The sequence below is a fragment of the Haloferax sp. Atlit-10N genome (genome assembly GCF_003586325.1).
In the GTDB taxonomy this organism is placed as follows: Archaea; Halobacteriota; Halobacteria; order Halobacteriales; family Haloferacaceae; genus Haloferax; species Haloferax prahovense.
The window spans coordinates 209,426-230,166 of sequence record NZ_PSYX01000004.1; the positions used below are offsets into that span (position 1 = coordinate 209,426).

Genomic DNA, 20,741 nt, shown 5'->3' on the forward strand with positions numbered 1-20,741 from the left:
CGGCGCAGTCAGGAAGTCTCGACCGGGTCGTCGCCCGCGGCCTCCTCGCCGCCGCCCTCGTCGACGCGTAACTCCGCACCGAGCAGGTCAACGGACTCCGCGAGGAGCGCGACGACGAGCGGGCCGGCGATGATGCCGACCGGACCGAGGCTGAGCAGGCCGCCGACGAAGCCGACGAAGTAGAGGCTCCCCGGCAGGTCGGCGGTCTCCTTGGCGAGGCGCGGGCGAATCAGGATGTCCGGGAGCCACGCGACCGCGAATCCGCCGACGGCGACGACGAGCGCGGCGGCGACGAGGTCGCCGACCGCGACGTGGTAGACGGCCATCGCCGCGAGCAGGACGCTCGGGCCGACGATGGGGATGAACTGGAGGACGGCCGCGACCGTGGCGAGCGTGACGACGTAGTCGTAGCCGAGCGCCCAGAAGACGACGAGGCCGATGGCGAACGTGCCGACGGCGGTCGCCGCCTGCAGGACGTAGATGGCGAACAGTGTCTCGCGGGCCCGCTCGTTGAGGGCCGTCGCCGCATCCCGGTAGTCGGCGGGGACCAGCGCGAGGAGCGTCCGCCCGACGGCGTCGCCGCTGAGGAGCAGCGAGAACACGAGGAAGCCGAACAGCGTGAGTTTGATCAGGACCACGGGCGCGGCGGTGGCGGCGACGCGGCCGAGCGACTGGAGCAGGTCGAGGCCGACCGCAACCACGTCGTCGAGCGTCACCGTCTCGACCATCCCGAGGAACTCGACGGTCACCACGTCGGGCAGGAGCGCCGCGAGCTCGAGGATGTCGCTCAGTCGGAGGAAGACGATGACGACGAGCGGCGCGAGCACGACGCCGACGCCGACCGCCGCGACGACGGTGGCGGCGAGGCTGGAGACCCATCGGGAGACCCCGCGCGCTTCGAGGCGTCGCCTGAGCGGCACGAGCAGGTAGGCGACCGTGATGGCGAAAAACACCGTCGCCAACACGTCCGCGAGCATGACCGCCGCGAGCAGCACGAAGAGGGCGAGCACACCGCCGAGGACGTACGGACGAGAAGCAGTCACCTCCGGTGATACTCCCGCCGAGGATAAAGTCGTTCTCCCGATACGGACCTCGAATCCGACAGATTCGGCCGTTTATTCGTCTCCGAGAACACCACGCCCGTTAAATACCACAGAGTGCAACAACCGAGTAATGAGACGACGTAGTTTCCTGAAGGCCGCCGGTGCGGGAGGCGTCTCCGCGCTCCTCGCCGGCTGCACCGGGACCGGCGGCGAGCAGACGACGACCGAGGCCTCGGGCGACACGGCCGAGACGACCACGACGACGACCGAGGGGACGACCACAGACGGCGAGTCGCCGACGCTCACCGTCGGCACCTACGGCTCGTTCGTCGACGCGCCGAGTTCGAGCCCCGGTCCGTGGCTGAAAGAGACGTTCGAGTCCGAGTTCGACGCGACGCTGGAGTGGCAGACGCCCGATTCGGGCGTGAACTACTACATCGAACGCGCCCTCCGCGGCGTCGAGTCCGGCGCGGACCTCTACGTCGGCCTCGACGCGCAGATGCTCGTCCGCATCGACCAGAACCTCGACGAGGCGCTGTTCTCGCCCGCCGAGGGACTGTCCCGACTGGGCGACGTGAACGAGCAACTGAACTTCGACCCGCAGGGCCGCGCGGTCCCCTACGACACGGGCTACATCTCGCTCGTCTACAACGAGACCTACGGCGACGGCGACTTCGTCGCCCCCGAAACGTTCGACGGCCTGCTGGAGTCCGAGTACGCGGGCGCGCTCCTCGCGCAGAACCCCACATCGTCGGCGACGGGACAGGCGTTCTTACTCCACACCATCGACGCCAAGGGCGAAGACGGCTACCTCGACTACTGGGCGAGCCTGAAGGAAAACGACGTCCGCGTCCTCGGCAACTGGGAGGACTCCTACAACGCCTACTCGAACGGGGAGGCCCCGATGGTCGTCTCGTACTCGACCGACCAGGTGTTCGCCGCCGAGGCCGGCGAGGACATGGCGAAACACCAGATTCGCTTCCTGAACGACGAGGGCTACGCCAACCCCGAGGGGATGGCCCACTTCGCCGACGCGTCGAACCCCGACCTCGCGGCCGAGTTCATGGACTTCATGCTCCGACCCGAGGTGCAGGCCGAAATCGCCGTCCGCAACGTCCAGTTCCCGGCCACGACCACCGCGGAGCTGCCCGAGGACTTCGCGCAGTACGCACAGGAGCCGCCGGAAGCCGTCACGTTCTCCTACGACCGGCTTCAGAACAACCTGAGTGACTGGACCGACGCCTGGGCCCGCGAGTTCGCCAGAAAGTGAGGTGAACCGGTGAGCCGCGTCTCGGTTCGCCGGGTCGTCCGCGTCCTCGAACAGCGACTGCTCACCCTCGTCGCGGCGCTCACCGCCGTCGTCCTCCTGGTCCTGTTTTACTACCCCGTCGCCACCGTCTTCGCCGACGCCGTCCTCGTGGACGGCCGACCCACGGTCGAACCCATCGCGGCGATTCTGACGAGCGAGTTCTACCTCGTCGACATCATCTGGTTCACGGCGAAACAGGCGTTCTACTCGACGCTCGCCAGCCTCGCGCTCGGCCTCCCCGCCGCGTGGCTGTTCTCGCGCTTCGAGTTCCGCGGCCGTGAGACGCTCCGTTCGCTTACCATTCTCCCGTTCGTCATGCCCTCCATCATGGTCGCCATCGGCTTCGTGGCGACGTTCGGCCGCAACGGGACGCTGAACCGCGCGCTCTCTGCCGTCGGCCTCCCGCCGGTCGAACTGCTGTTCACGCTCGAAGCCATCATCGTCGCCCACGCGTTCTACAACGCCCCGCTCGTCGCCCGCGTCGTCACCGCCGCGTGGGAGAGCGTGGACGCCCGGACCGTCGAGACCGCCCGCTCGCTCGGCGCGAACCCGCGGCGGGCCTTCCGCGACGTTGTCCTCCCACAGCTCCTGCCGTCCATCGGCGTCGGCGCGACCCTGACGTTCATCTTCACCTTCGCGTCGTTCCCCATCGTCCTCGCACTCGGCGGCTTCCAACTGGCGACCATCGAGGTGTTCGTCTACTCGCGGGTCCGAGACCTCGCGTACGCCGAGGCCGCCAGCCTCGCGGTCATCGAGACGGTCATCTCCATCACGCTGACCGCCGTCTACCTCCGGTACGAGGCCAGCCAGCGGTCGGCCGGCGGCGCGGCGAACCCGCTTCCTCGCCGGTCTGTCGTCCCGTCCGACTGGACGCCGAAATCGGCGCTCCGAACCGCCGGCATCGCCGGCTACGCCCTCATCGTCGGACTGGTGTTCGTCGTCCCCATCGCCAGCATGGTGCTGGCGAGCGTCACCGGCGGCGACGGCGGCTTCACGCTCGCCAACTACGCCTTCCTCGCCGAGCGACAGGCGACCGGCGCGAGCTTTCAGGTCAAACCCCTCCCCGCCATCCTGAACTCGCTGGCCTTCGCCGCGGGGACGCTCGTCGTGGCCGTCCCGATGGGCGTGGTGATGGCCGTCCTCACGACCCGCCGGTACCGCGGGCGCGGCCTCATCGACGTACTCGCGATGGCACCTTTCGCCGTCTCGGGCATCGTCGTCGGCCTCGGCCTGCTCCGCGGCCTCGTCTTCGGCGTCGACGTGCTGGGGACGCGAATCCGCGTCACCGGCGCGCTCGCTATCGTCGCGGCCCACGCCGTCGGCGCGTACCCCTTCGTCACCCGAAACGTCGCGCCGCTTTTCGCCCGACTCGACGGCCGGCTCGTGGAGTCCGCGCGGTCGCTCGGTGCGACCAGAACCCGCGCGCTCGTCGATATCGAACTGCCGCTCGTCTGGACCGGCGTCGTCGCGGGCGCGGCGTTCGCCGTCGCCATCAGCATCGGCGAGTTCGACTCGACAATCATCCTCGCGGAGGGCGCGGGGAGCTACACGATGCCCATCGCAGTCGAGCGGTTCCTCGGGCGACGTCTCGGCCCCGCGACGGCGATGGGCTGTCTCCTGCTTCTCGTCACGTCCGCCAGCTTCCTCGTCGTGGACCGCTTCGGCGGCCGGTGGGGCGAGCTATGAGTGAGCCCGGAGAACGAGACGAGGGCGAGCCGCGGGAAGTGAGAATTATGACCGTCCGCCGGCGAGGGGAGAACGTGACTTCGGAGGCGAACCCGTGAGACTCGAACTCGACGCGGTGTCCAAGCGCTACGGGTCGGCGACGGCGCTCGATTCCGTCTCGCTGTCGGTCGACGACGGCGAGTTTTTCACGCTCGTCGGCCCCTCTGGCTGCGGCAAGACGACCACGCTCCGCTGTATCGCCGGCTTCGAGTCCCCGACCGAGGGGACCGTGCGCTTCGACGGCGAGTCGATGGCCGGCGTCGCGCCCGAGTCTCGGGGCGTCGGCGTCGTGTTCCAGAACTACGCGCTGTTCCCGCACCTCAGCGTCGGCGAGAACGTCGCCTACGGCCTCCGCTTTACCGACCCGCCGGGCGGCGGCACCCGCGACGAGCGCATCGCGGAACTGCTGGACCTCGTCGACCTCGCGGGGTTCGAAGACCGCGACCCGGACTCTCTCTCGGGCGGGCAACAACAGCGGGTCGCGCTCGCCCGCGCCCTCGCGCCCGGCCCGAACCTGCTGCTCCTCGACGAGCCGATGTCGGCGCTCGACGCCCGACTCCGCGACCGCCTCCGCCGACAGGTAAAGCGAATCCAGTCGGAACTCGGCGTGACGACCGTCTACGTCACCCACGACCAGTCGGAGGCGCTGGCGGTGTCCGACCGGGTGGCCGTCCTCAACCGCGGCCGCGTCGAACAGGTCGGCCGGCCCCGCGAACTCTACCACCGACCGCGGACGCGGTTCGTCGCGGAGTTCCTCGGCGAGAACAACGTCCTCGACGCAGTCGTCGAGTCTCGACCGGAAACGGGGGGGATTCGCGTCGGCGTCGGCGACGCGGTGTTCACGCTGGCCGAGGGGCGGCGCGTCCTCGGCCAAGGTGGTTCGGCGTCCGGCGACCGCGCTGAAAGCGACGGGAGAGACGGCGGCCGACCCGCACGTCCTGCGCCCGGCGACGAACTCACCTTCTGCGTCCGACCCGAACAGCTCCGGGTCGGCGCGGAGACGAACCGGGTTCGCGGGACCGTCGTCGACACCGAGTTTCAGGGGGCGACGACGCGGGTGCGACTCGACTGGGGCGAGACGGAACTCGTCGTGGCGGTCGAAGACGGCGGCGAAGAATCAGCGGCCGGATTCGAGGTCGGGACGACGCTTGATATCGGATTCGCCCCGGCGTCGGCTCACATCGTCGAGTAGGTCGAAAGCGCGGGTCGGTCGGTTCTGCGGTCCCGTTCCGCGTCAGGGCGCGACGCCGACGGTCAGGAGCGTGCCGAACGTCCGGTAGCGCTCGACCATCTCCTCGCGGGTCTCCCAATCGTCGGTCGGGAACTCGGCGGCCGCCGGGATGTCGATGTCGAGGTCGGCGATGGAGTCCTGTTCGGCGACGTGGAGGCCGGCGTCGCGGAACGCCTCGCGGTACTCCGCGTGGGACCACCGGGTCATGTCGATGGAGATGAGCTCCTGCCACTCGTGGGAGTGGACGTTCTCGTCGTAATAATTGACCGCGCAGTAGAACGTCCCGCCGGGCCTGAGGATACGGGCGATTTCTTCGAGGGTGTGGTGCGGGTCGGCGGCGTAGTAGAACGCCTCCATCGACCAGACGTGGTCGACGCTGTCGTCGTCGAACGGGAGGTCGTCGAAGTCGCCGACGAGAAACGAGAGGTCATCGGTGTCGGTGTACTCGCGGGCGTTCTGGACCATCTCGGGCGAGCCGTCGAGGCCGAACCCGCGGCCGATGCCCTTCGTGTCGTGAAGCGCGCGCAGGGCGTAGCCGCTTCCGGTCCCGAGGTCGACGACGGTGTCGCCTTCCTCGACCGGCATCCGTGCGAGCGCGTGCTTCGCGGTGTGCCAGTGTCGGTCCTCCATGCCCTTGTCGCGGCCGTCGGCCGCCCAGGCGTCGAACTCGTCGCGGACGCTCATACCGAAGCCTCGCGCGCCGGGGTGAAAATGCGTTCGAACTGGTCCCGCGGGGGCGGCGAATCCGGCGACGAATCAGCCGTGTCTCCCGTCGCGCCTTTTAATTGCCGCCGTCCCGACGACCGGTGTATGGTCGGAGTCCGCCGCCGGTTCGCGCTCGCCGACACCGCCCAGCAGGTCGTCGGCGGGTTCCTCCTCGCGGGGCCGTTCGTCGTCACCGAGGAGGTGTGGGTGCTCGCGCGGAGCATGTCGTTCGCGCAGGCGCTCCTCACGCTCTTTATCGTGCTCGCGGTCGGCTACGGCGCGCTCTACAAGGCCGACGACCGCGACCCCGACAGGGAGCGCGAGGTCGGCGGGATTCCCGTCCGGTTCATCTCGCTCATCACCGTCTCGTACCTCTCCGTGTTCATCCTCGCGCTCGCGTTCGACGCGCCGGGGACGTTCCTCTCGGACGTGTCGGGACAGGTCCTCGTCACCGTGCTGGGGTACGACCTCGACCTCGCGGTGCTCCGTATCACGCTCAAGGCGACGAGCGTCGGCGCGGTGTTCAGCGTCATCGGCGCCGCCACGGCCGACTCGCTGTTCTGACCGCCCAGCGCGCGGAGAGTGAACACACGACACGATTCGGGGACGCCGCGGCCCAAGCGGCATGAAGGATTAAGTCGGCAGGGTAACTGCTTGGGGTATGGATTACGAGCTCGCCATCGAAGACGCGCCCGCGACGATTCCGGGCGGCACAGGTATCTTGCTCCTTCATCCGAGCATCGGCGAGACCGACCGCATCGACACGGACTTCTTCAAAGTCGACACCGACCGCTTCCTCGTCATCTCGACGCGGACCACCGCGCGCGAGGTCGAACAGAAGCTGGAACACTACGAGGTCGACGAGTCCAGCGCCACCATCCTCGACACGCTCTCTATCGAGCGCGGCTACTCCCGACGCAGTTCGGACAACATCCACTACGTCGCGGCTCCCGACGACCTCGACGCCATCGTCGGGAAGACCCGACAGTTCCTCGAAAGCCACGACGGAAAGCTCCGGCTCAGCGTCGATTCAGTCACGGAGATGGCCTACTACGCCGACGAGGACCGCGCCTTCGAGGCGACAAAACAGATTCTCGAACTCCTCGACGAGTTCGACGCGGTAGGGCTGTTCCACCTCTCGAAGGAGGTCCACGACCAAGAGACGCTGGACCGATTCCGCGAACTGTTCGACGGCGTCGTCGACCTCGACGAGGACGGCACCGTCGAAACCGAGTTCTGAGGCGACGCGCGACGCGCTCGGGCGCGACCGACTACGCCGAGTCGGCGTCGTCGTCGGCCGAATCGTCGGTGGCCGCGCCGTCGACCGGTTCCGCGTCGTCGGCCGCGAGTTGCTCGAACGTCTTTTCCGCCCACTTGACCGCGTAGCTCGGCCCGTGGTCGCGGTACGCCGCGGTGTCCAGCGCCGAAAACGGCGCGGGGAGGTCGCGGCCGTGTTTGATGGCCGAACACGCGAACTCGGTCGCCTCGGCGAACGAGAGTCTGCCGAGCGCGACGAGCCGCGGGAGGTTCGCAAGTCGGTCGTCGAGTCGGCCGCCGGCATCGACCCACGCGTCGTGGAGGCGGTCGTGGCTCCCCTCCCACGACGCGAACGCCTCGCGGGTGTGGAGACCGACCCAGCCCTCGTAGAGGGCGGCGGCGACCTGATACGTCTCGCTCGGGCCGAGCGGCGTCGCCGCGGCGAGGTCGCGGTACCGCTCACCGAAGAAGGGGAGGAAGTGCTCCGGAATCTCGTCGTTTCCGGCCTGCACGAATGCCTCGGCGATGAGGAAGTCCAGAAAGTCGTCCGGCGTCCCCTTCGCGCGGTACTTCACCAGCACGACCGGCGGGTCGGTCTGTCGGGACCACGTCACGGTGCCGTCGCCGGGCATCCCGATGGTGAAGTCCGACGACGCGTAGCGTCGGAGCTGTTGGGGCGAGTCGTCTGGTAGCCACTCCGCGGGGTACGCCGCCGGGGAGAGCGACTCGACCACCAACCCGAGGTTCTCCGCGGCCTCGGGTGGGATGGTGTCGAAGTCACCGGCCACGTCCAAGACGAGCGCGCCGGAGGCGTACTCGTCGCGGACCGATTCGAGGTCCGACGGCAGGGTGCGCGTCTCGAACATCCGCTCAGGCGATGCTCATCCCGACGAACACGACGGCCAGCAGGGCCGACACGCCGACGGTACCGAGCACGATTTTCGTCGCTTGGCTCATAGTGGCACGATTAGGGGCCCGCCGCTTAACTGTTACACTCTATCGTCGGCCGAATCTCCAGTCGAAACGGAGGGGTTCGGGGACGTGCCCCACGGTCGTCGGTCACACGGTTCGGTCGCGTCGCGGACGCGAGAGAAAACAGCAGGCTCGTCGGCGTCGCGGTCAGGGAACGAGCTGTTCGCCGTCGTCGTCGAGGATGCGGATGGCCTCGACGGGGCAGACGCGGGCGGCGAACTTCGCGTCGAACTCGGCGTCCTCGGGGACCTCGCGGACGAAGACGCCGTCGTCGGTCTCCTCGCCGTCGACGAGGTCGGCCTTGCCGTCGTCGACGTTCTTCTCGAAGCCCTCCCACTCGTCGACACACTGGAACATGCCGATGCAGGTGTCGCGGTCGTACTCGACTCTCATGCGCCATCGTACCGCCGGGCCGTACAAAGCCCTGCCGACGCGGGGACGTGGGTCGGCGACCGAACCGACCCGATGGCTTAAACCGGGGGACGGTCCAAGGGAGATGCAATGCGAACTGCGGACCTGACGGGCCTGCCGACGGGGATTCCCGAGGCCCTCCGCGACGAGGGTATCGAGGAGCTGTACCCGCCGCAGGCCGAGGCCGTCGAGGCCGGCCTGACGGACGGCGAGAGCCTCGTGGCCGCCGTCCCGACGGCGAGCGGAAAGACGCTCATCGCCGAACTGGCGATGCTGTCGAGCGTCGCGCGCGGCGGGAAGGCGCTGTACATCGTCCCGCTCCGGGCGCTCGCCTCCGAGAAGAAAGCCGAGTTCGAGCGCTGGGAGGAGTACGGCATCGACGTGGGCGTCTCGACCGGCAACTACGAGTCCGACGGCGAGTGGCTCTCCTCGCGCGACATCATCGTCGCCACCTCCGAGAAGGTCGACTCGCTCGTCCGGAACAACGCGGCGTGGATGGACCAACTCACCTGCGTCGTCGCCGACGAGGTCCACCTCGTCGACGACAGACACCGCGGGCCGACGCTGGAGGTCACGCTGGCGAAGCTCCGCCGGCTCAACCCGAACCTGCAGGTCGTCGCGCTCTCGGCGACCGTCGGCAACGCGGGCGTCGTCGCCGACTGGCTCGACGCGGAACTCGTCAAGTCCGACTGGCGACCCATCGACCTCAAGATGGGCGTCCACTACGGCAACGCCATCTCCTTCGCCGACGGGAGCCAACGCGAGGTGCCGGTCGGCCGCGGGGAACGGCAGACGCCCGCGCTCGTCGCCGACGCGTTGGAGGGCGACGGCGACGGCGACCAGGGCTCCTCGCTCGTCTTCGTGAACTCGCGGCGAAACGCCGAGTCCGCGGCCCGCCGCATGGCCGACGTGACGGAGCGGTACATCACCGGCGACGAGCGCGGCGACCTCGCGGAACTCGCCGCCGAGATACGCGACGTGTCCGACACCGAGACCTCCGAGGACCTCGCCGCGGCGGTCGCCAAGGGCGCGGCGTTCCACCACGCGGGGCTCGCCGCGGAGCACCGAACCCTCGTCGAGGACGCCTTCCGCGACCGACTCATCAAGTGCATCTGCGCCACGCCGACGCTCGCCGCCGGCGTCAACACCCCGAGCCGCCGCGTCGTCGTCCGCGACTGGCAGCGCTACGACGGCGACTACGGCGGAATGAAGCCGCTTGACGTGCTCGAAGTTCACCAGATGATGGGTCGCGCCGGTCGGCCCGGCCTCGACCCCTACGGCGAGGCGGTACTGCTCGCGAAGGACGCCGACGCCCGCGACGAACTGTTCGAGCGGTACATCTGGGCCGACGCAGAAGACGTGCGGTCGAAGCTCGCGGCCGAGCCCGCGCTGCGGACGCACCTGCTCGCCACCGTCGCCTCCGGCTTCGCCCACACCCGCGAGGGACTGCTCGAATTCCTCGACCAGACGCTCTATGCGACCCAGACCGACGACCCCGAGCGACTCGGACAGGTGACCGACCGCGTGCTCGACTATCTCGAAGTAAACGGGTTCGTCGAGTTCGAAGGAGAGACGATACGGGCGACGCCCGTCGGCCACACCGTCTCGCGGCTCTATCTTGACCCGATGAGCGCCGCCGAAATCATCGACGGCCTCGAATGGGCGGCGGACCACCGAACCGAGAAGCTCCGGGCGCTCGCGGGCGAGACGCCCGAGAAGCCGAAACAAGCGCGGGGCGAATCCGACGACGAACCCGGCGGCTTCCAGCGGGCCAGCGAGATGGTCGCGACAGAGAGCGGCGACGGGGGAGACGTTGACGCCGGTGGTTCCGGAGACGACGACGCCGACGAGTTCGAGACGGACCGGACGTATCCGACGCCGCTCGGCCTCTACCACCTCGTCTGCCGGACGCCGGACATGTATCAGCTCTACCTGAAGTCCGGCGACCGCGAGACCTACACCGAACTGTGCTACGAGCGCGAACCGGAGTTCCTCGGGCGCGTCCCCTCGGAGTACGAGGACGTGGCGTTCGAAGACTGGTTGTCGGCGCTGAAGACCGCGAAGCTCCTCGAAGACTGGGTCGGCGAGGTCGACGAGGACCGAATCACCGAGCGCTACGGCGTCGGCCCCGGCGACATCCGCGGGAAGGTCGAGACGGCCGAGTGGCTCCTCGGTGCGGCCGAGCGACTCGCCTCCGAACTCGACCTCGATTCCGTGTACGCGGTCCGCGAGGGGAAAAAGCGCGTCGAGTACGGCGTCCGCGAGGAACTGCTCGACCTCGCCGGCGTCCGCGGCGTCGGCCGAAAGCGCGCCCGACGGCTGTTCGAAGCCGGCGTCGAGAGTCGGGCCGACCTCCGCGAGACCGAGAAATCGCGCATCCTCGCCGCGCTCCGGGGTCGCAGGAAGACGGCTCAGAACATCCTCGAAGCCGCGGGTCGGAAGGACCCCTCGATGGACGAGGTGGACGAAGACGACGCGCCGGAAGACGCCGTCCCCGACGACACCGGCTTCGAGACGGCAAAAGACCGCGCCGACCAACAGGCGAGTCTGGGTGATTTCGAATGAGACTCCTCGAAGCCGAGGCGACCGTCTCGGACCTCGATTCGTTCATCGCGGTCGTCGGCGACGTGGCCGACGAGACGGGCGCGACGGTGCAGGCGTTCGACGCCCGGTACGTCGTGGACCGCGAGCACCTCGAACGGGCGACCGAACTCGCCGACCGGGCCATCGGCCGCGGCAACGAAATCGCCCGCGACCGGGCCGTCGAAATCCTCCTCTACGCCAGCGGCCGCCGGCAGATTAACCGCGCGTTCGAAATCGGCGTCTCGGAGGGGACGCTCCCCGTCGTGATTCTCGTCGACGGCGGCGACGAAGAAGGCGCCGAGGCCGCGCTGTTCGACCGACTCGACCTCGAACCCGCGGAGACCCTCGGTGACTACGACGAAGCGCTCGTCCGCGAGGTGTTCGACGTGGGCGAGACGGAGTTGCGCGTCGCCGACGGCGACCTCCCCGCACTGGTCAAAGAACGAGTCGCGCTGCTCGCGGTCGAACGCTAAGCGGTTTTCACGACCCGTATCGCCCGTATTCGGACGGTCTGAGAATCCGTCAGCAAAAACTCCACTCGAAACACACCCCTTGGGTTTCTGAAACCTACCCCTTCGTTTCAACTGGAGAACAGGGGACAGCGCGGCCTCAAAGAGCGTGAGAATCGGAGAAATAGTCCCACCAGGATTCGAACCTGGGTCGTTGCCCCCAGAAGGCAACAGGATTGGCCACTACCCCATGGGACTTCGCATCAATTCGTACTTCGCGGGTATTTGTAAACGTTGCGTGTCGATTCCGCCGTGCGATTTTATGGCACGGTGACGGACAGACGTGCATAAACCGCCAACTATTTGCCCCTATTCTATCCACTCTCGTGTATGTACGTCGGACGTTTCGTCGTCGTTGGCCCCGGAATCGGTGCGTATCGCGTCTCCTCTCGGTCCTTCCCGAACCGACAGGTCGTCGACCGGGACGGAGCCCTGACCGTCGGGCCGACGCCCGACGCCCCCGAGACCGATAACCCCTACATCGCCTACAACTGCGTCCGCGAGGGCGGCGACTACGTCGTCGTCGGCAACGGCTCGCAGGTCGACCCCATCGCGGAGAAACTCGACCTCGGCTACCCGCCGCGCGACGCCCTCGCCGAGATTCTGCTCGCGCTCGACTACGAGAAAGACGACTACGACACGCCCCGAATCGCGGGCGTCGTCGGCGACGACGAGGCGTTCATCGGCATCGTCCGAAAGGACGCGCTCGTGGTGGAAGCCGTCTCCGAACCCACGCTCGTGGCGACCTACGAGGAAGACGAACCGCGCGCGTTCGACCTCGACGCGGAGACCGCGGCCGACGCGGCCCGCGAACTCTACGACCACGAGTTCGAACACGCCGTCTGTGCCGCCGCCGCGACCGTCGGTGACTCGGTCGAGACCGCCTTCTACAACGGCGAGTAACGCGACTGTCGGCGTCCCGCCGGGTCAGGTGCGCTGTCGTACTCGACTCGCGACCGGCCCGGAACTTTTCAGCCGCGCACCCGTACACCGAGCCATGCGACTGGGCGTCATCTCGGACGTGCACGGGAACCTCCCGGCACTCGACGCGGTGCTCGAATCGATGCCGCCGGTCGACCGACTGGTCTGCGCCGGCGACGTGGTCGGCTACAACCCGTGGCCCGAGGAGTGCGTGTCCGAACTCGCCGACCGGGACGTGCCAACGGTCTCGGGGAACCACGACCGCGCAGTCACGTCGGGGACCGGCTTCCGCTTCAACAGCATGGCGGCCGCGGGCGTCGACTACGCCCGCGACGCGCTCTCCCCGGCGTCGATGGAGTGGCTATCGTCACTTCCGAAAACCCGACACGTCGCCGACGGCCGGGTCAAACTCGCCCACGGCCACCCCGACCACCCCGACCGCTACACCTACCCCGACGACTTCTCGCCGTCGCTCCTCGACGGCGAGGACCTGCTGGTGTTGGGTCACACCCACGTGCAGGGCCACCGAATCTACGACGACGGAATCGTCCTGAACCCCGGAAGCGTCGGCCAGCCCCGCGACGGCGACCCGCGGGCGGCCTACGCGGTCGCCGACCTCGACGCGATGGAAATCGAGGCGGAGCGCGTCAACTACGACATCGACCGCGTCGCCGAGCGCGTGCGCGAGGTCGGCCTGCCGGAGCGACTGGCGAGCCGGCTGTACGAGGGAAAATAGGGACGAAATCGAGTAGCTATCCTGAAGCCGTCAGTTCGACACCGGTTCGAGCCGCGCCGAGAAGTGCCGAAGCTCCTTCATCGGCGGCTCCTCGACGATTTCGAGACCGCCGTACTCGCCGGCGGAGTCCATCACCTTCGCGGCCGTCTCGGCGACGTGTTCGAGATGTTCGCGGCTGTAGGTGCGCCGCGGGAGCGCGAGGCGCACGAGGTCCGGCCGGTCGGTGCCGGGGAACGCGAAGCCGCCGAGTTCGACGCCGCGGACGCCGCCTTCGAGATAGAGCGCGCAGACGAGTTCCTGTCCGGGGAACTCTTCTTTCGGGATGTGCGGGAACACCTCGCCGGCGTCGAGATAGACCGCATGGCCGCCGGTCGGCTGGTAGACGGGGACGCCCGCCTCGACGAGGAGGTCGCCCAGTTCGGCCACCTGTTCGACGCGGTCGGACACGTAGGGCGGCGTGACGGCCTCGCGGAGGCCGACGGCCATCGCCTCGATGTCGCGGCCCGAGAGGCCGCCGTAGGTCGGAAAGCCCTCGTAGAGGATGGCGCGCTGCTTCGCGTGTTCGAACACCGTCTCGTCGCGCATCGCGGCGAAGCCGCCGATGTTGACGAGCGCGTCTTTCTTGCCGGACATCGTAATCGCGTCGGCGTGTTCGAACTGCGCGCGGGCGATTTCGGCGACCGAGCGGTTCTCGTAACCCGCCTCGTGGGTCTTGATGAAGTGGGCGTTCTCCGCGAACCGGCAGGCGTCGATGACGAACATGGCGTCGATGTCGCGGGCGAACTCGGCGGTGGCGCGGATGTTCGCCATCGAGACCGGCTGGCCGGCGACGGAGTTGTTCGTGATGGTGAGGACGACGACGGGAACCGCGTCGGCGCCGACCTCCTCGACGAGCGCGTAGCCCGCGTCGATGTCGAAGTTACCCTTGAACGACTCCGTGGAGTTCGGGTCGCGCGCGGCGGGCGACGGACAGTCGACCGGCTCCGCGCCCTGATTGACGATGTGGGCGCGGGTCGTATCGAAGTGCGAGTTGTTCGGAACCACGTCGCCGTCCTCCAAGAGGACGCCGTAGAGGACGTTCTCCGCCCCGCGACCCTGATGGGTCGGTACGACGTGCTCGAAGCCCATCACGTCGCGGACCGACTCCGCGAGTCGGGCGAACGACTCGCTGCCCGCGTAGGCCTCGTCGCCGCGAATCATCGCCGCCCACTGCTCTGCGGACATAGTTCCCGTCCCCGAGTCGGTCAAGAGGTCGATGTACACGTCGCGGGCGTCGAGGTTGAACGCGTTGTAGCCGGCCCGTTCGAGGGCGGCCTCGCGCTCCTCGCGCGAGGGGAGTTCGATGGGCTCGACCATCTTCGCCTTGTACGATTTCATGCCCGCAATAGACCCGCGAACGTGAAGTAATCGGCAGGCGGAAAATCGAGGGACGACGCCCGGTTTTCGGCGCTCGTGGACGGGACTGTGCATCGGTGTCGCCGGCTGTTCCGCTATCGCCACGAACCGCCCACGCCGACCGTCGGATGCTGCCGGCTGTTCGGCGTCGCTGGCGGAAACGACTGCGTAAAAACGGAATCGAGCCGAGGAGCGGGCTCAGAACTTGTCTTGGATGATGCCGAGCGTCTCCTCGCGGTCGTCCCACGCCACGAAGATTGCGACGGAGGTCGCGGAGGTGATGGCGTCGTGGATGTTGATGCCGGCGTCGGACAGCGGCTGAACGATGTCGAGGATGACGCCGGGGCGGTTCGGGAGTTCGCCGCCGGTGACGCGGACGACGGCGATGTCGTCTTCGACGGTGACGGAAGACAGCGCGTCGTCGGCGACGACGCGGTCGTGGAGGACGGCCTCGGCCCGGTCGGAGTCGTCTTCGAGGACGTAGAACGTGATAGAGTCCATCCCGGAGGCGACCGAGTCGACGTTGATGTCCTCTTCTCGGAGGGCTGCCGAGAGGTCCGCGAGGATTCCCGGTCGGTTGCGAATCGCTCGCCCGGCCACGGTGAGACACGCGAGGGGTTCTTCCTGCATGTCGATGAGGTTGTGGAACTCGCCTTCGATGAGCGTCCCGCCGGTGAGCAGGTCGCCGTGCTGGTAGTGGACGACCCGAACGTCGAGCCCCGCGTCCTTGTACGAGAGCGCAGACGGCGCGACGACCTCGGCCCCGCGGAACGAGAGGTTCCGAAGCTCGTCGACGGTGATGCGGCCGACGTTGCGCGCGCCTTCGACCACGCGCGGGTCGCCGGTCATGACACCCTCCACGTCGGTGACGATGACGACCTCGTCGGCGTCCATGTAGTTACCGAGCATCACGGCGGAGGTGTCGGAGCCGCCGCGGCCGAGCGTCGTGATTTCGCCGTCGTGGTTCTGCGCGAGGAAGCCGGTGATGACCGGAACGACGCCGTCGAGTTCGGCGGCGAGCTTCGCGGCCCGCTCTCGGGTCGCCTCGACGTCGACCTCGCCGAGGTCGTTCGTGATGACCGGCCACTCGTCGGTGCCGGGTTCGACGAACAGGGCGTTGACGCCGCGGGCGGCCAGCGCCGCCTTGAGCATGCGCACGCTGGTCCGCTCGCCCATCGAGACGATTTCGGCGCGGTCGCGGTCGTCGGCCTCGAACTTGATTTCGTCGAGGAGGTCGTCGGTCGTCGAGCCCATCGCGGAGGCGACGACGGCGATTTCGTGGCCGTGTTCGACGGCCGCGGCGATGGAGTCCGCGGCGCGGTTGATTCGGTCACCGCTACCGAGCGAGGTGCCGCCGAACTTCGCGACTACGCGCATCGTCCCTCCGGTGCGTCGCGTCGCTTCGGGGCTTCGTTGGTAAACATGCGAGGGGCTAACGCGGGGGGACGTATAACTATGTCCTCCGATTCAACCGTTGCCGTCACCCTCGAATCCGGCGTCGAGACGGCCCGTACCGCCGCCTCGCGTGCGGAGATTTATCACCGAAGGCGCGGTACGTTCGGGTATGGATGTCAGAGACGCCGTGGACACCGACGCCGAGGCGCTCGCCGCCGTCGCCGACGCGCCGATACGGGCGATGCGGCGGCTGATACGCGACCGCACGGTCCGTCTCGCCACCGCCGACACGGGCTCCGACCCGAACGCCGACGCGCCGGCCGACGACGAACCGGTACTCGGGTTCGTCGGCTTCGACGTCCGCGACGGCGTCCTCCACGTCACTCGGCTCGGCGGGACCGAGCCGGCGGTACGGCGGCTGCTCGAAGAGCCGCTCCGCTTCGCCAGCGCCGAGAGCCTGCCGGTCGAGGTGCTCGTCCTCGAATCCGAGCGGCCGCTGTGTGACGCGGTCGAGCACGCCGGGTTCGACCGCGTCGGCCACGGCCCGCGGTTCGAGGGGTCGCCGACCGTCCGGTACGTCCTCGACGAGACGGGGTAGTCCAGCCCGCGGGGCGCGACCGCCCAGTTCGCTCCCGTCGCGCGCAACGAGGGCGCGGTCGGCGAGAACCGACGGTGGGAATACATACCTCCCTCTCGTTTGGTGGCCCATGACCGAACGACGCGCGAACCGGCGGCCGGGAGTGAGACGACTGTGACCACGGTCGAAGAGTTGTTCGTCTCGCTCGCCGGCTCGGACCCGGTGATGCAGGGCCTCCTCGGCGGCATCGTCATCGCCGGCATGAACATGGTGGGCGCGCTTCTCATTCTCGTCTGGCGCGACCCCTCGAAGCGCTCGCTCGACACGCTCCTCGGCTTCGCCGCCGGCGTCATGCTCGCCGCGAGTTTCACGAGTCTCATCCTCCCCGGCATCGAGGCGGCGGGCGGGAATCCGATTCCGGTCCTCGCCGGCTTCGTCATCGGCGTCGTCGTCCTCGACCAAGCGGACCTGTGGATTCCGCACGTCCACATCCTCGTGACCGGCAAGACCCGGACGGACGCCCCTGAGACGGAGAAGAAGATGGCCTCGGTCGTCCTCTTTATCGTCGCCATCACCATCCACAACATGCCCGAGGGCCTCGCCGTCGGGGTCGGCTTCGGCTCCGGCGACCTCGGGACGGCAATCCCGCTGATGCTCGCCATCGGCATCCAGAACATCCCCGAGGGGCTGGCGGTCTCCATCGCCGCCGTCAACGCCGGCCTCCGGAACACGACCTACGCGACGTTCACGGGCATCCGAGCCGGCCTCGTGGAGATTCCGCTCGCCGTCTTCGGCGCGTGGGCCATCCAGTACGCCTCGGCGCTGCTCCCCTACGCGATGGGCTTCGCCGCCGGCGCGATGCTGTTCGTCATCTCCGACGAAATCGTCCCCGAGACGCACTCGAACGGTCACGAGCGCGTGGCGACCTTCGGGACGATGGTCGGCGTCGTCGTGATGCTCTACCTCGACGTGACGCTCGGGTAGTCGAGTCGGGGTCGCGGAACCCGAAAACAGAACGCCCCGGAAAACGCCGCAAAAACGAGAGTTCGAGTGGAAGCGAAGGGGTTCGGTCGTCGGTCCGCCGTCAGGGGACTCGGCGTCGAGCGCGCGTCAGTCGTCCGCGGCCGGTGGGTCGGACGGAACCTCGTGGTTGGAGAGACCGGCGGTCGGCGCGAGGAACTTCGCCGGGTCGAAGGCGTCGAGGCCGTCGTCGGCGGCCACGCGCGCCGGCCAATCCGGATTGGCGAGCGCGCTCGTTCCCAGCGTGAACAGGTCCGCGCCGGCGTCGACGGCGGCCCCCGCCGCGTCGGGGTCACCGAGACCGCCGTTGGCGATGACGACCGTGTCGTCCGCGACGTGTTCGGCGGCCGCCTCGGCGAGCGAGGACCCGTCCGCGCCGAAGGTCGGACTCGTCGCGTCGGTCTCGGTCGTGTGGACGTAGTCGGCTCCGGCGGCCGAGAGCGCCTCGAAGAAGACCGCGGCCGCGTCCTCGCCTTCTGGCCACTCGTAGTCGCCGTCGGTCACTTTCTCTTGGGAGACGCGGATGCCGACGACGAACTCCTCGGGGACCGCGTCGGCGACCGCAGAAAGGACCTCGGCGGGGAACTTAACGCGAGACTCGGGGCCCCCGCCGTACTCGTCGTCGCGCTGGTTCGCGTCCGCCGCGAGGAACTCGTTGAGCAGATAGCCGTTCGCGCCGTGGAGTTCCACGCCGTCGAAGCCGGCTTCGACCGCGTTCCTCGCCGCCTGTACGAAGCCCTCACGAGCGGTTTCGAGGTCCACCTCGTCAGCCGCCTTCGGGACGGCGAACTCGCCGCTCCCGCCGTAGGCTTCCGCCTTCTGGCCGTCGGGCTGGACCGCGGAGGGCGCGAGCGTCCGGTCGCCGTCGAGGTGCGGGTTCCCCTGCGACTGCGCCCCGGCGTGCATTAACTGCGCGAAAATCGGCGTGTCGACCTCGTGGACGGCGTCCGTGACGTTCGTCCACGCCTCGACGTGGTCGTCGGTGACGAGCCCCGGCTGGTTCAGATAGCCTTGGCTGTACGCGTCGTCCGTGTAGACGCCCTCGGTGACGAGGAATCCGAACCCGCCGTCGGCGAACTTCCGGTAGTAGTGGGCCATCTCGTTCGTCGCCAACCCCTCGTCGGTGGCGCTGATACGCGTCATCGGTGCCAACCCGGCCCGGTTAGCGAGCGACAGGTCGTTCAGGATCGTCGCGTCGAACAGCGCGTCGTCAGTCATCACCGATTCTGCGCGCGTCGCGGATAAAAAGCGACGGCGGAATGGTCCCGACCCCCGCACATCCGGCGTGCTATCAGGGGGCACGCTGAGCAGGAGAACGGCCGCCGACTCAGGAGAACTTCCGAACCGTCATGTTCAGCGTGTCGAGGTCGACAATGGGGGCGTAGCCGGCGTCGGGGTCGATGTTGACGGACTTCTGGAAGTCGGTCTGGGCCTGCCAGCAGCCGGAGTTGACCGCGAGGACGTTGTGGTACTTGCCCCAGCCGAGCTTGTGGACGTGGCCGGTGTGGAAGATGTCGGGCACGTCCTCCATGACGAGGTAGTCGAGTTCCTCGGGCGCGAGGCGGGTGTGGCCCCCGAACTGCGGCGCGACGTGGCGCTTTTTCAGGAGCTGATACATCGCCTTGTGCGGCTCGTCGTAGCTCGCCTTATCGGCCGGCAGCTCGGCGATGACCTCGTCGAGCGAGACGCCGTGGTACATGAGAACGTTGACCCCTTCGAGCGTGATCATCGAGGGATTGCTCGTGATTCGAGCGTCGTGGGCCGACATGATATCGCGGAGTTCGTCGTCGAAACCGGGTTGTGGCTCCGCGAGTCGGACCGCGTCGTGGTTGCCCGGAATCATCACGATGTCGAGGTCGCCGGGCACCGATTTGAGGTGCTCCGAGAACGCCTCGTACTGCTCGTAGATGTCGATGACGTCGAGTTCCTCGTCTTGATTCGGGTAGACGCCGACGCCCTCGACCATGTCGCCGGCGATGAGGAGGTACTCGATGCGCTCTGCCTCCTCGGTGTGGAGCCAGTCGGCGAAGCGATTCCACGCGCCGGCCATGAATTCCTGGCTGCCGACGTGCACGTCCGAGATGAGCGCCGCCTGCACGTCCCTGTCGGCGGTGTTGGGTCGGTGGCTCCGCGGCACGTCGGGGAAGTGCATCGAGTCGACGAAGAGGATGCCCGCGTCGCCCGAGAGCGTCCCCTGCACCGCGATGCACTCGTCCATGAGGAGTTCGTCGACGTAGCCCGCGATGTCCTTGTCCTTCATCACGAGACAGGGGAACGTCCCCGTCGTGTCTTCGAGTTCGATAATCCAGTGGCCGCTCTTGGTGGAGCGAACGTCGTCGACGAGGCCGATGAGTTCCGCGTCCTCGCCGCCGGACATGTTCGAGATGGCCTTCGCGGGGCGGTGGTTGACGCGCCCGCGGAGCATCTTCGAGAGCTTCTCGTAGCGGTCGCGGAACACCTTCACGAAGTCGTCGTACTCGCCGGTGCCCGTCGACTGGCCGGTCATGTCGTTGGCGATTTCGAGGGACCGAAGCGCCGGGTCGACGTTCCGCCCGGTCGGCTCTCCCTCGGCTTCGGCTGGAGTCGATTGAGCAGTGTGGTCCGCGTTGTCGTGCGATGTTGCAGCGGAAACAGGGGGGTCTGACGCGGCGGTGGCAGACGCGTCGGCGTCCGTAACCTGCGCGGCGGCCGGGCCGGTCGATTCCGTTCCCGGCGGGTCCGCGGCGGGGGCGGACGCGAGCACCTCGCGGACGTGGTCGGCGGTGATGCGAAGCGCGTCGTCCGGGACGGCTTCGACGACGCGGGCGAGGGTGCGGCCGGGGTCGTCGGAGCCGGCGATGAGGGTCACGGCCTCGCGTTCCGCGTTGTAGCCGCGACCGACGAGCGCCCGGACGATGCGCGCCGGCGTCTCCAGTGGCACACCCGGAGTGTGCGACACGCGGCAAAAAGGAT

19 protein-coding genes and 1 tRNA gene are annotated in these 20,741 nt (G+C 68.2%); 11 read left to right on the top strand and 9 right to left on the bottom strand.

Annotated elements, in window-relative coordinates; genetic code table 11:
* Positions 1–8: 8 nt before the first annotated feature.
* Positions 9–1,043 carry an AI-2E family transporter gene (locus C5B91_RS14230; RefSeq protein WP_115819883.1) on the bottom strand — a complete coding sequence of 345 codons (1,035 nt, stop codon included), beginning with the start codon at positions 1,041–1,043 and terminating at the stop codon, positions 9–11.
* Positions 1,044–1,173: 130 nt separating this feature from the next.
* Here C5B91_RS14230 and C5B91_RS14235 point away from each other — a divergent pair, with 130 nt between their 5' ends.
* The 3 genes from C5B91_RS14235 (at position 1,174) to C5B91_RS14245 (ending at position 5,269) form a co-directional block, all read left to right on the top strand.
* Positions 1,174–2,313, top strand: coding sequence for a thiamine ABC transporter substrate binding subunit (locus C5B91_RS14235; protein WP_115819884.1), 1,140 nt, complete (start codon positions 1,174–1,176; stop codon positions 2,311–2,313).
* Positions 2,314–2,322: 9 nt separating this feature from the next.
* Complete coding sequence (locus C5B91_RS14240) at positions 2,323–4,038, top strand: iron ABC transporter permease (protein WP_008090968.1); 1,716 nt, start codon at positions 2,323–2,325, stop codon at positions 4,036–4,038.
* Between the two features lie 94 nt (positions 4,039–4,132).
* On the top strand, positions 4,133–5,269 hold the full coding sequence (locus C5B91_RS14245) for an ABC transporter ATP-binding protein (RefSeq protein WP_008090967.1): 1,137 nt from the start codon (positions 4,133–4,135) through the stop codon (positions 5,267–5,269).
* Positions 5,270–5,311: 42 nt separating this feature from the next.
* On the opposite strand, the gene C5B91_RS14250 is transcribed toward C5B91_RS14245, so the two are convergent.
* Positions 5,312–5,992: a class I SAM-dependent methyltransferase gene (locus C5B91_RS14250; protein ID WP_008090965.1), complete on the bottom strand. Its 681-nt coding sequence runs from the start codon at positions 5,990–5,992 to the stop codon at positions 5,312–5,314.
* 126 nt (positions 5,993–6,118) lie between these two features.
* Here C5B91_RS14250 and C5B91_RS14255 point away from each other — a divergent pair, with 126 nt between their 5' ends.
* Positions 6,119–6,577 carry a DUF2391 family protein gene (locus tag C5B91_RS14255; RefSeq protein ID WP_008090964.1) on the top strand — a complete coding sequence of 153 codons (459 nt, stop codon included), beginning with the start codon at positions 6,119–6,121 and terminating at the stop codon, positions 6,575–6,577.
* Positions 6,578–6,674: 97 nt separating this feature from the next.
* Positions 6,675–7,253 carry a hypothetical protein gene (locus tag C5B91_RS14260; RefSeq protein WP_008090962.1) on the top strand — a complete coding sequence of 193 codons (579 nt, stop codon included), beginning with the start codon at positions 6,675–6,677 and terminating at the stop codon, positions 7,251–7,253.
* A 31-nt stretch (positions 7,254–7,284) separates the two neighbouring features.
* Here the strand turns inward: C5B91_RS14260 and C5B91_RS14265 are convergent, their stop codons facing one another.
* Both C5B91_RS14265 and C5B91_RS14270 read right to left on the bottom strand, forming a co-directional pair.
* On the bottom strand, positions 7,285–8,136 hold the full coding sequence (locus C5B91_RS14265; protein WP_008090959.1) for a hypothetical protein: 852 nt from the start codon (positions 8,134–8,136) through the stop codon (positions 7,285–7,287).
* Positions 8,137–8,389: 253 nt separating this feature from the next.
* Complete coding sequence (locus C5B91_RS14270; protein WP_004044976.1) at positions 8,390–8,635, bottom strand: ferredoxin; 246 nt, start codon at positions 8,633–8,635, stop codon at positions 8,390–8,392.
* 108 nt (positions 8,636–8,743) lie between these two features.
* Between C5B91_RS14270 and C5B91_RS14275 the strand changes: the two genes are divergently transcribed.
* Entirely contained in the window at positions 8,744–11,218 is a 2,475-nt protein-coding gene (locus C5B91_RS14275; protein ID WP_008090954.1) for an ATP-dependent DNA helicase, read from the top strand.
* Positions 11,215–11,709: a KEOPS complex subunit Cgi121 gene (cgi121, locus tag C5B91_RS14280; protein WP_115819885.1), complete on the top strand. Its 495-nt coding sequence runs from the start codon at positions 11,215–11,217 to the stop codon at positions 11,707–11,709. Before C5B91_RS14275 ends, cgi121 begins: the two co-directional genes overlap by 4 nt.
* Before the next feature lie 161 nt (positions 11,710–11,870).
* On the opposite strand, the gene C5B91_RS14285 is transcribed toward cgi121, so the two are convergent.
* A tRNA-Gln gene (locus C5B91_RS14285) sits at positions 11,871–11,943 on the bottom strand.
* Between the two features lie 132 nt (positions 11,944–12,075).
* Here C5B91_RS14285 and C5B91_RS14290 point away from each other — a divergent pair.
* Together C5B91_RS14290 and C5B91_RS14295 are read left to right on the top strand one after the other, a co-directional pair.
* On the top strand, positions 12,076–12,648 hold the full coding sequence (locus C5B91_RS14290) for an IMP cyclohydrolase (RefSeq protein ID WP_008090950.1): 573 nt from the start codon (positions 12,076–12,078) through the stop codon (positions 12,646–12,648).
* 94 nt (positions 12,649–12,742) lie between these two features.
* Entirely contained in the window at positions 12,743–13,402 is a 660-nt protein-coding gene (locus tag C5B91_RS14295) for a metallophosphoesterase (RefSeq protein ID WP_008090948.1), read from the top strand.
* A gap of 30 nt (positions 13,403–13,432) precedes the next feature.
* On the opposite strand, the gene C5B91_RS14300 is transcribed toward C5B91_RS14295, so the two are convergent.
* Positions 13,433–14,779, bottom strand: a complete 1,347-nt coding sequence (locus C5B91_RS14300) for a tryptophanase (RefSeq protein ID WP_115819886.1) — start codon at positions 14,777–14,779, stop codon at positions 13,433–13,435.
* Between the two features lie 216 nt (positions 14,780–14,995).
* On the bottom strand, positions 14,996–16,174 hold the full coding sequence (locus C5B91_RS14305; protein ID WP_008090944.1) for an aspartate kinase: 1,179 nt from the start codon (positions 16,172–16,174) through the stop codon (positions 14,996–14,998).
* A gap of 187 nt (positions 16,175–16,361) precedes the next feature.
* On the opposite strand from C5B91_RS14305, the gene C5B91_RS14310 reads away from it, so the two are divergent.
* Positions 16,362–16,790, top strand: coding sequence for a hypothetical protein (locus C5B91_RS14310; protein ID WP_008090941.1), 429 nt, complete (start codon positions 16,362–16,364; stop codon positions 16,788–16,790).
* Between the two features lie 153 nt (positions 16,791–16,943).
* Entirely contained in the window at positions 16,944–17,753 is an 810-nt protein-coding gene (locus C5B91_RS14315) for a ZIP family metal transporter (protein ID WP_008090940.1), read from the top strand.
* A 126-nt stretch (positions 17,754–17,879) separates the two neighbouring features.
* Here C5B91_RS14315 and C5B91_RS14320 read toward each other — a convergent pair whose 3' ends face one another.
* Complete coding sequence (locus C5B91_RS14320; protein WP_008090939.1) at positions 17,880–19,007, bottom strand: NADH:flavin oxidoreductase; 1,128 nt, start codon at positions 19,005–19,007, stop codon at positions 17,880–17,882.
* A gap of 109 nt (positions 19,008–19,116) precedes the next feature.
* Positions 19,117–20,709, bottom strand: coding sequence for a DNA-directed DNA polymerase II small subunit (locus tag C5B91_RS14325; protein ID WP_008090938.1), 1,593 nt, complete (start codon positions 20,707–20,709; stop codon positions 19,117–19,119).
* Positions 20,710–20,741: the final 32 nt, after the last annotated feature.

Bases quoted from the DNA above. Each gene is read 5' to 3' on its own strand.
- C5B91_RS14235 (WP_115819884.1), top strand. From the start codon at position 1,174: ATGAGACGACGTAGTTTCCTGAAGGCCGCCGGTGCGGGAGGCGTCTCC.
- C5B91_RS14250 (WP_008090965.1), bottom strand. From the start codon at position 5,992: ATGAGCGTCCGCGACGAGTTCGACGCCTGGGCGGCCGACGGCCGCGAC.
- C5B91_RS14255 (WP_008090964.1), top strand. From the start codon at position 6,119: ATGGTCGGAGTCCGCCGCCGGTTCGCGCTCGCCGACACCGCCCAGCAG.
- C5B91_RS14260 (WP_008090962.1), top strand. From the start codon at position 6,675: ATGGATTACGAGCTCGCCATCGAAGACGCGCCCGCGACGATTCCGGGC.
- C5B91_RS14265 (WP_008090959.1), bottom strand. From the start codon at position 8,136: ATGTTCGAGACGCGCACCCTGCCGTCGGACCTCGAATCGGTCCGCGAC.
- C5B91_RS14270 (WP_004044976.1), bottom strand. From the start codon at position 8,635: ATGAGAGTCGAGTACGACCGCGACACCTGCATCGGCATGTTCCAGTGT.
- C5B91_RS14275 (WP_008090954.1), top strand. From the start codon at position 8,744: ATGCGAACTGCGGACCTGACGGGCCTGCCGACGGGGATTCCCGAGGCC.
- cgi121 (WP_115819885.1), top strand. From the start codon at position 11,215: ATGAGACTCCTCGAAGCCGAGGCGACCGTCTCGGACCTCGATTCGTTC.
- C5B91_RS14290 (WP_008090950.1), top strand. From the start codon at position 12,076: ATGTACGTCGGACGTTTCGTCGTCGTTGGCCCCGGAATCGGTGCGTAT.
- C5B91_RS14295 (WP_008090948.1), top strand. From the start codon at position 12,743: ATGCGACTGGGCGTCATCTCGGACGTGCACGGGAACCTCCCGGCACTC.
- C5B91_RS14300 (WP_115819886.1), bottom strand. From the start codon at position 14,779: ATGAAATCGTACAAGGCGAAGATGGTCGAGCCCATCGAACTCCCCTCG.
- C5B91_RS14305 (WP_008090944.1), bottom strand. From the start codon at position 16,174: ATGCGCGTAGTCGCGAAGTTCGGCGGCACCTCGCTCGGTAGCGGTGAC.
- C5B91_RS14310 (WP_008090941.1), top strand. From the start codon at position 16,362: ATGGATGTCAGAGACGCCGTGGACACCGACGCCGAGGCGCTCGCCGCC.
- C5B91_RS14320 (WP_008090939.1), bottom strand. From the start codon at position 19,007: ATGACTGACGACGCGCTGTTCGACGCGACGATCCTGAACGACCTGTCG.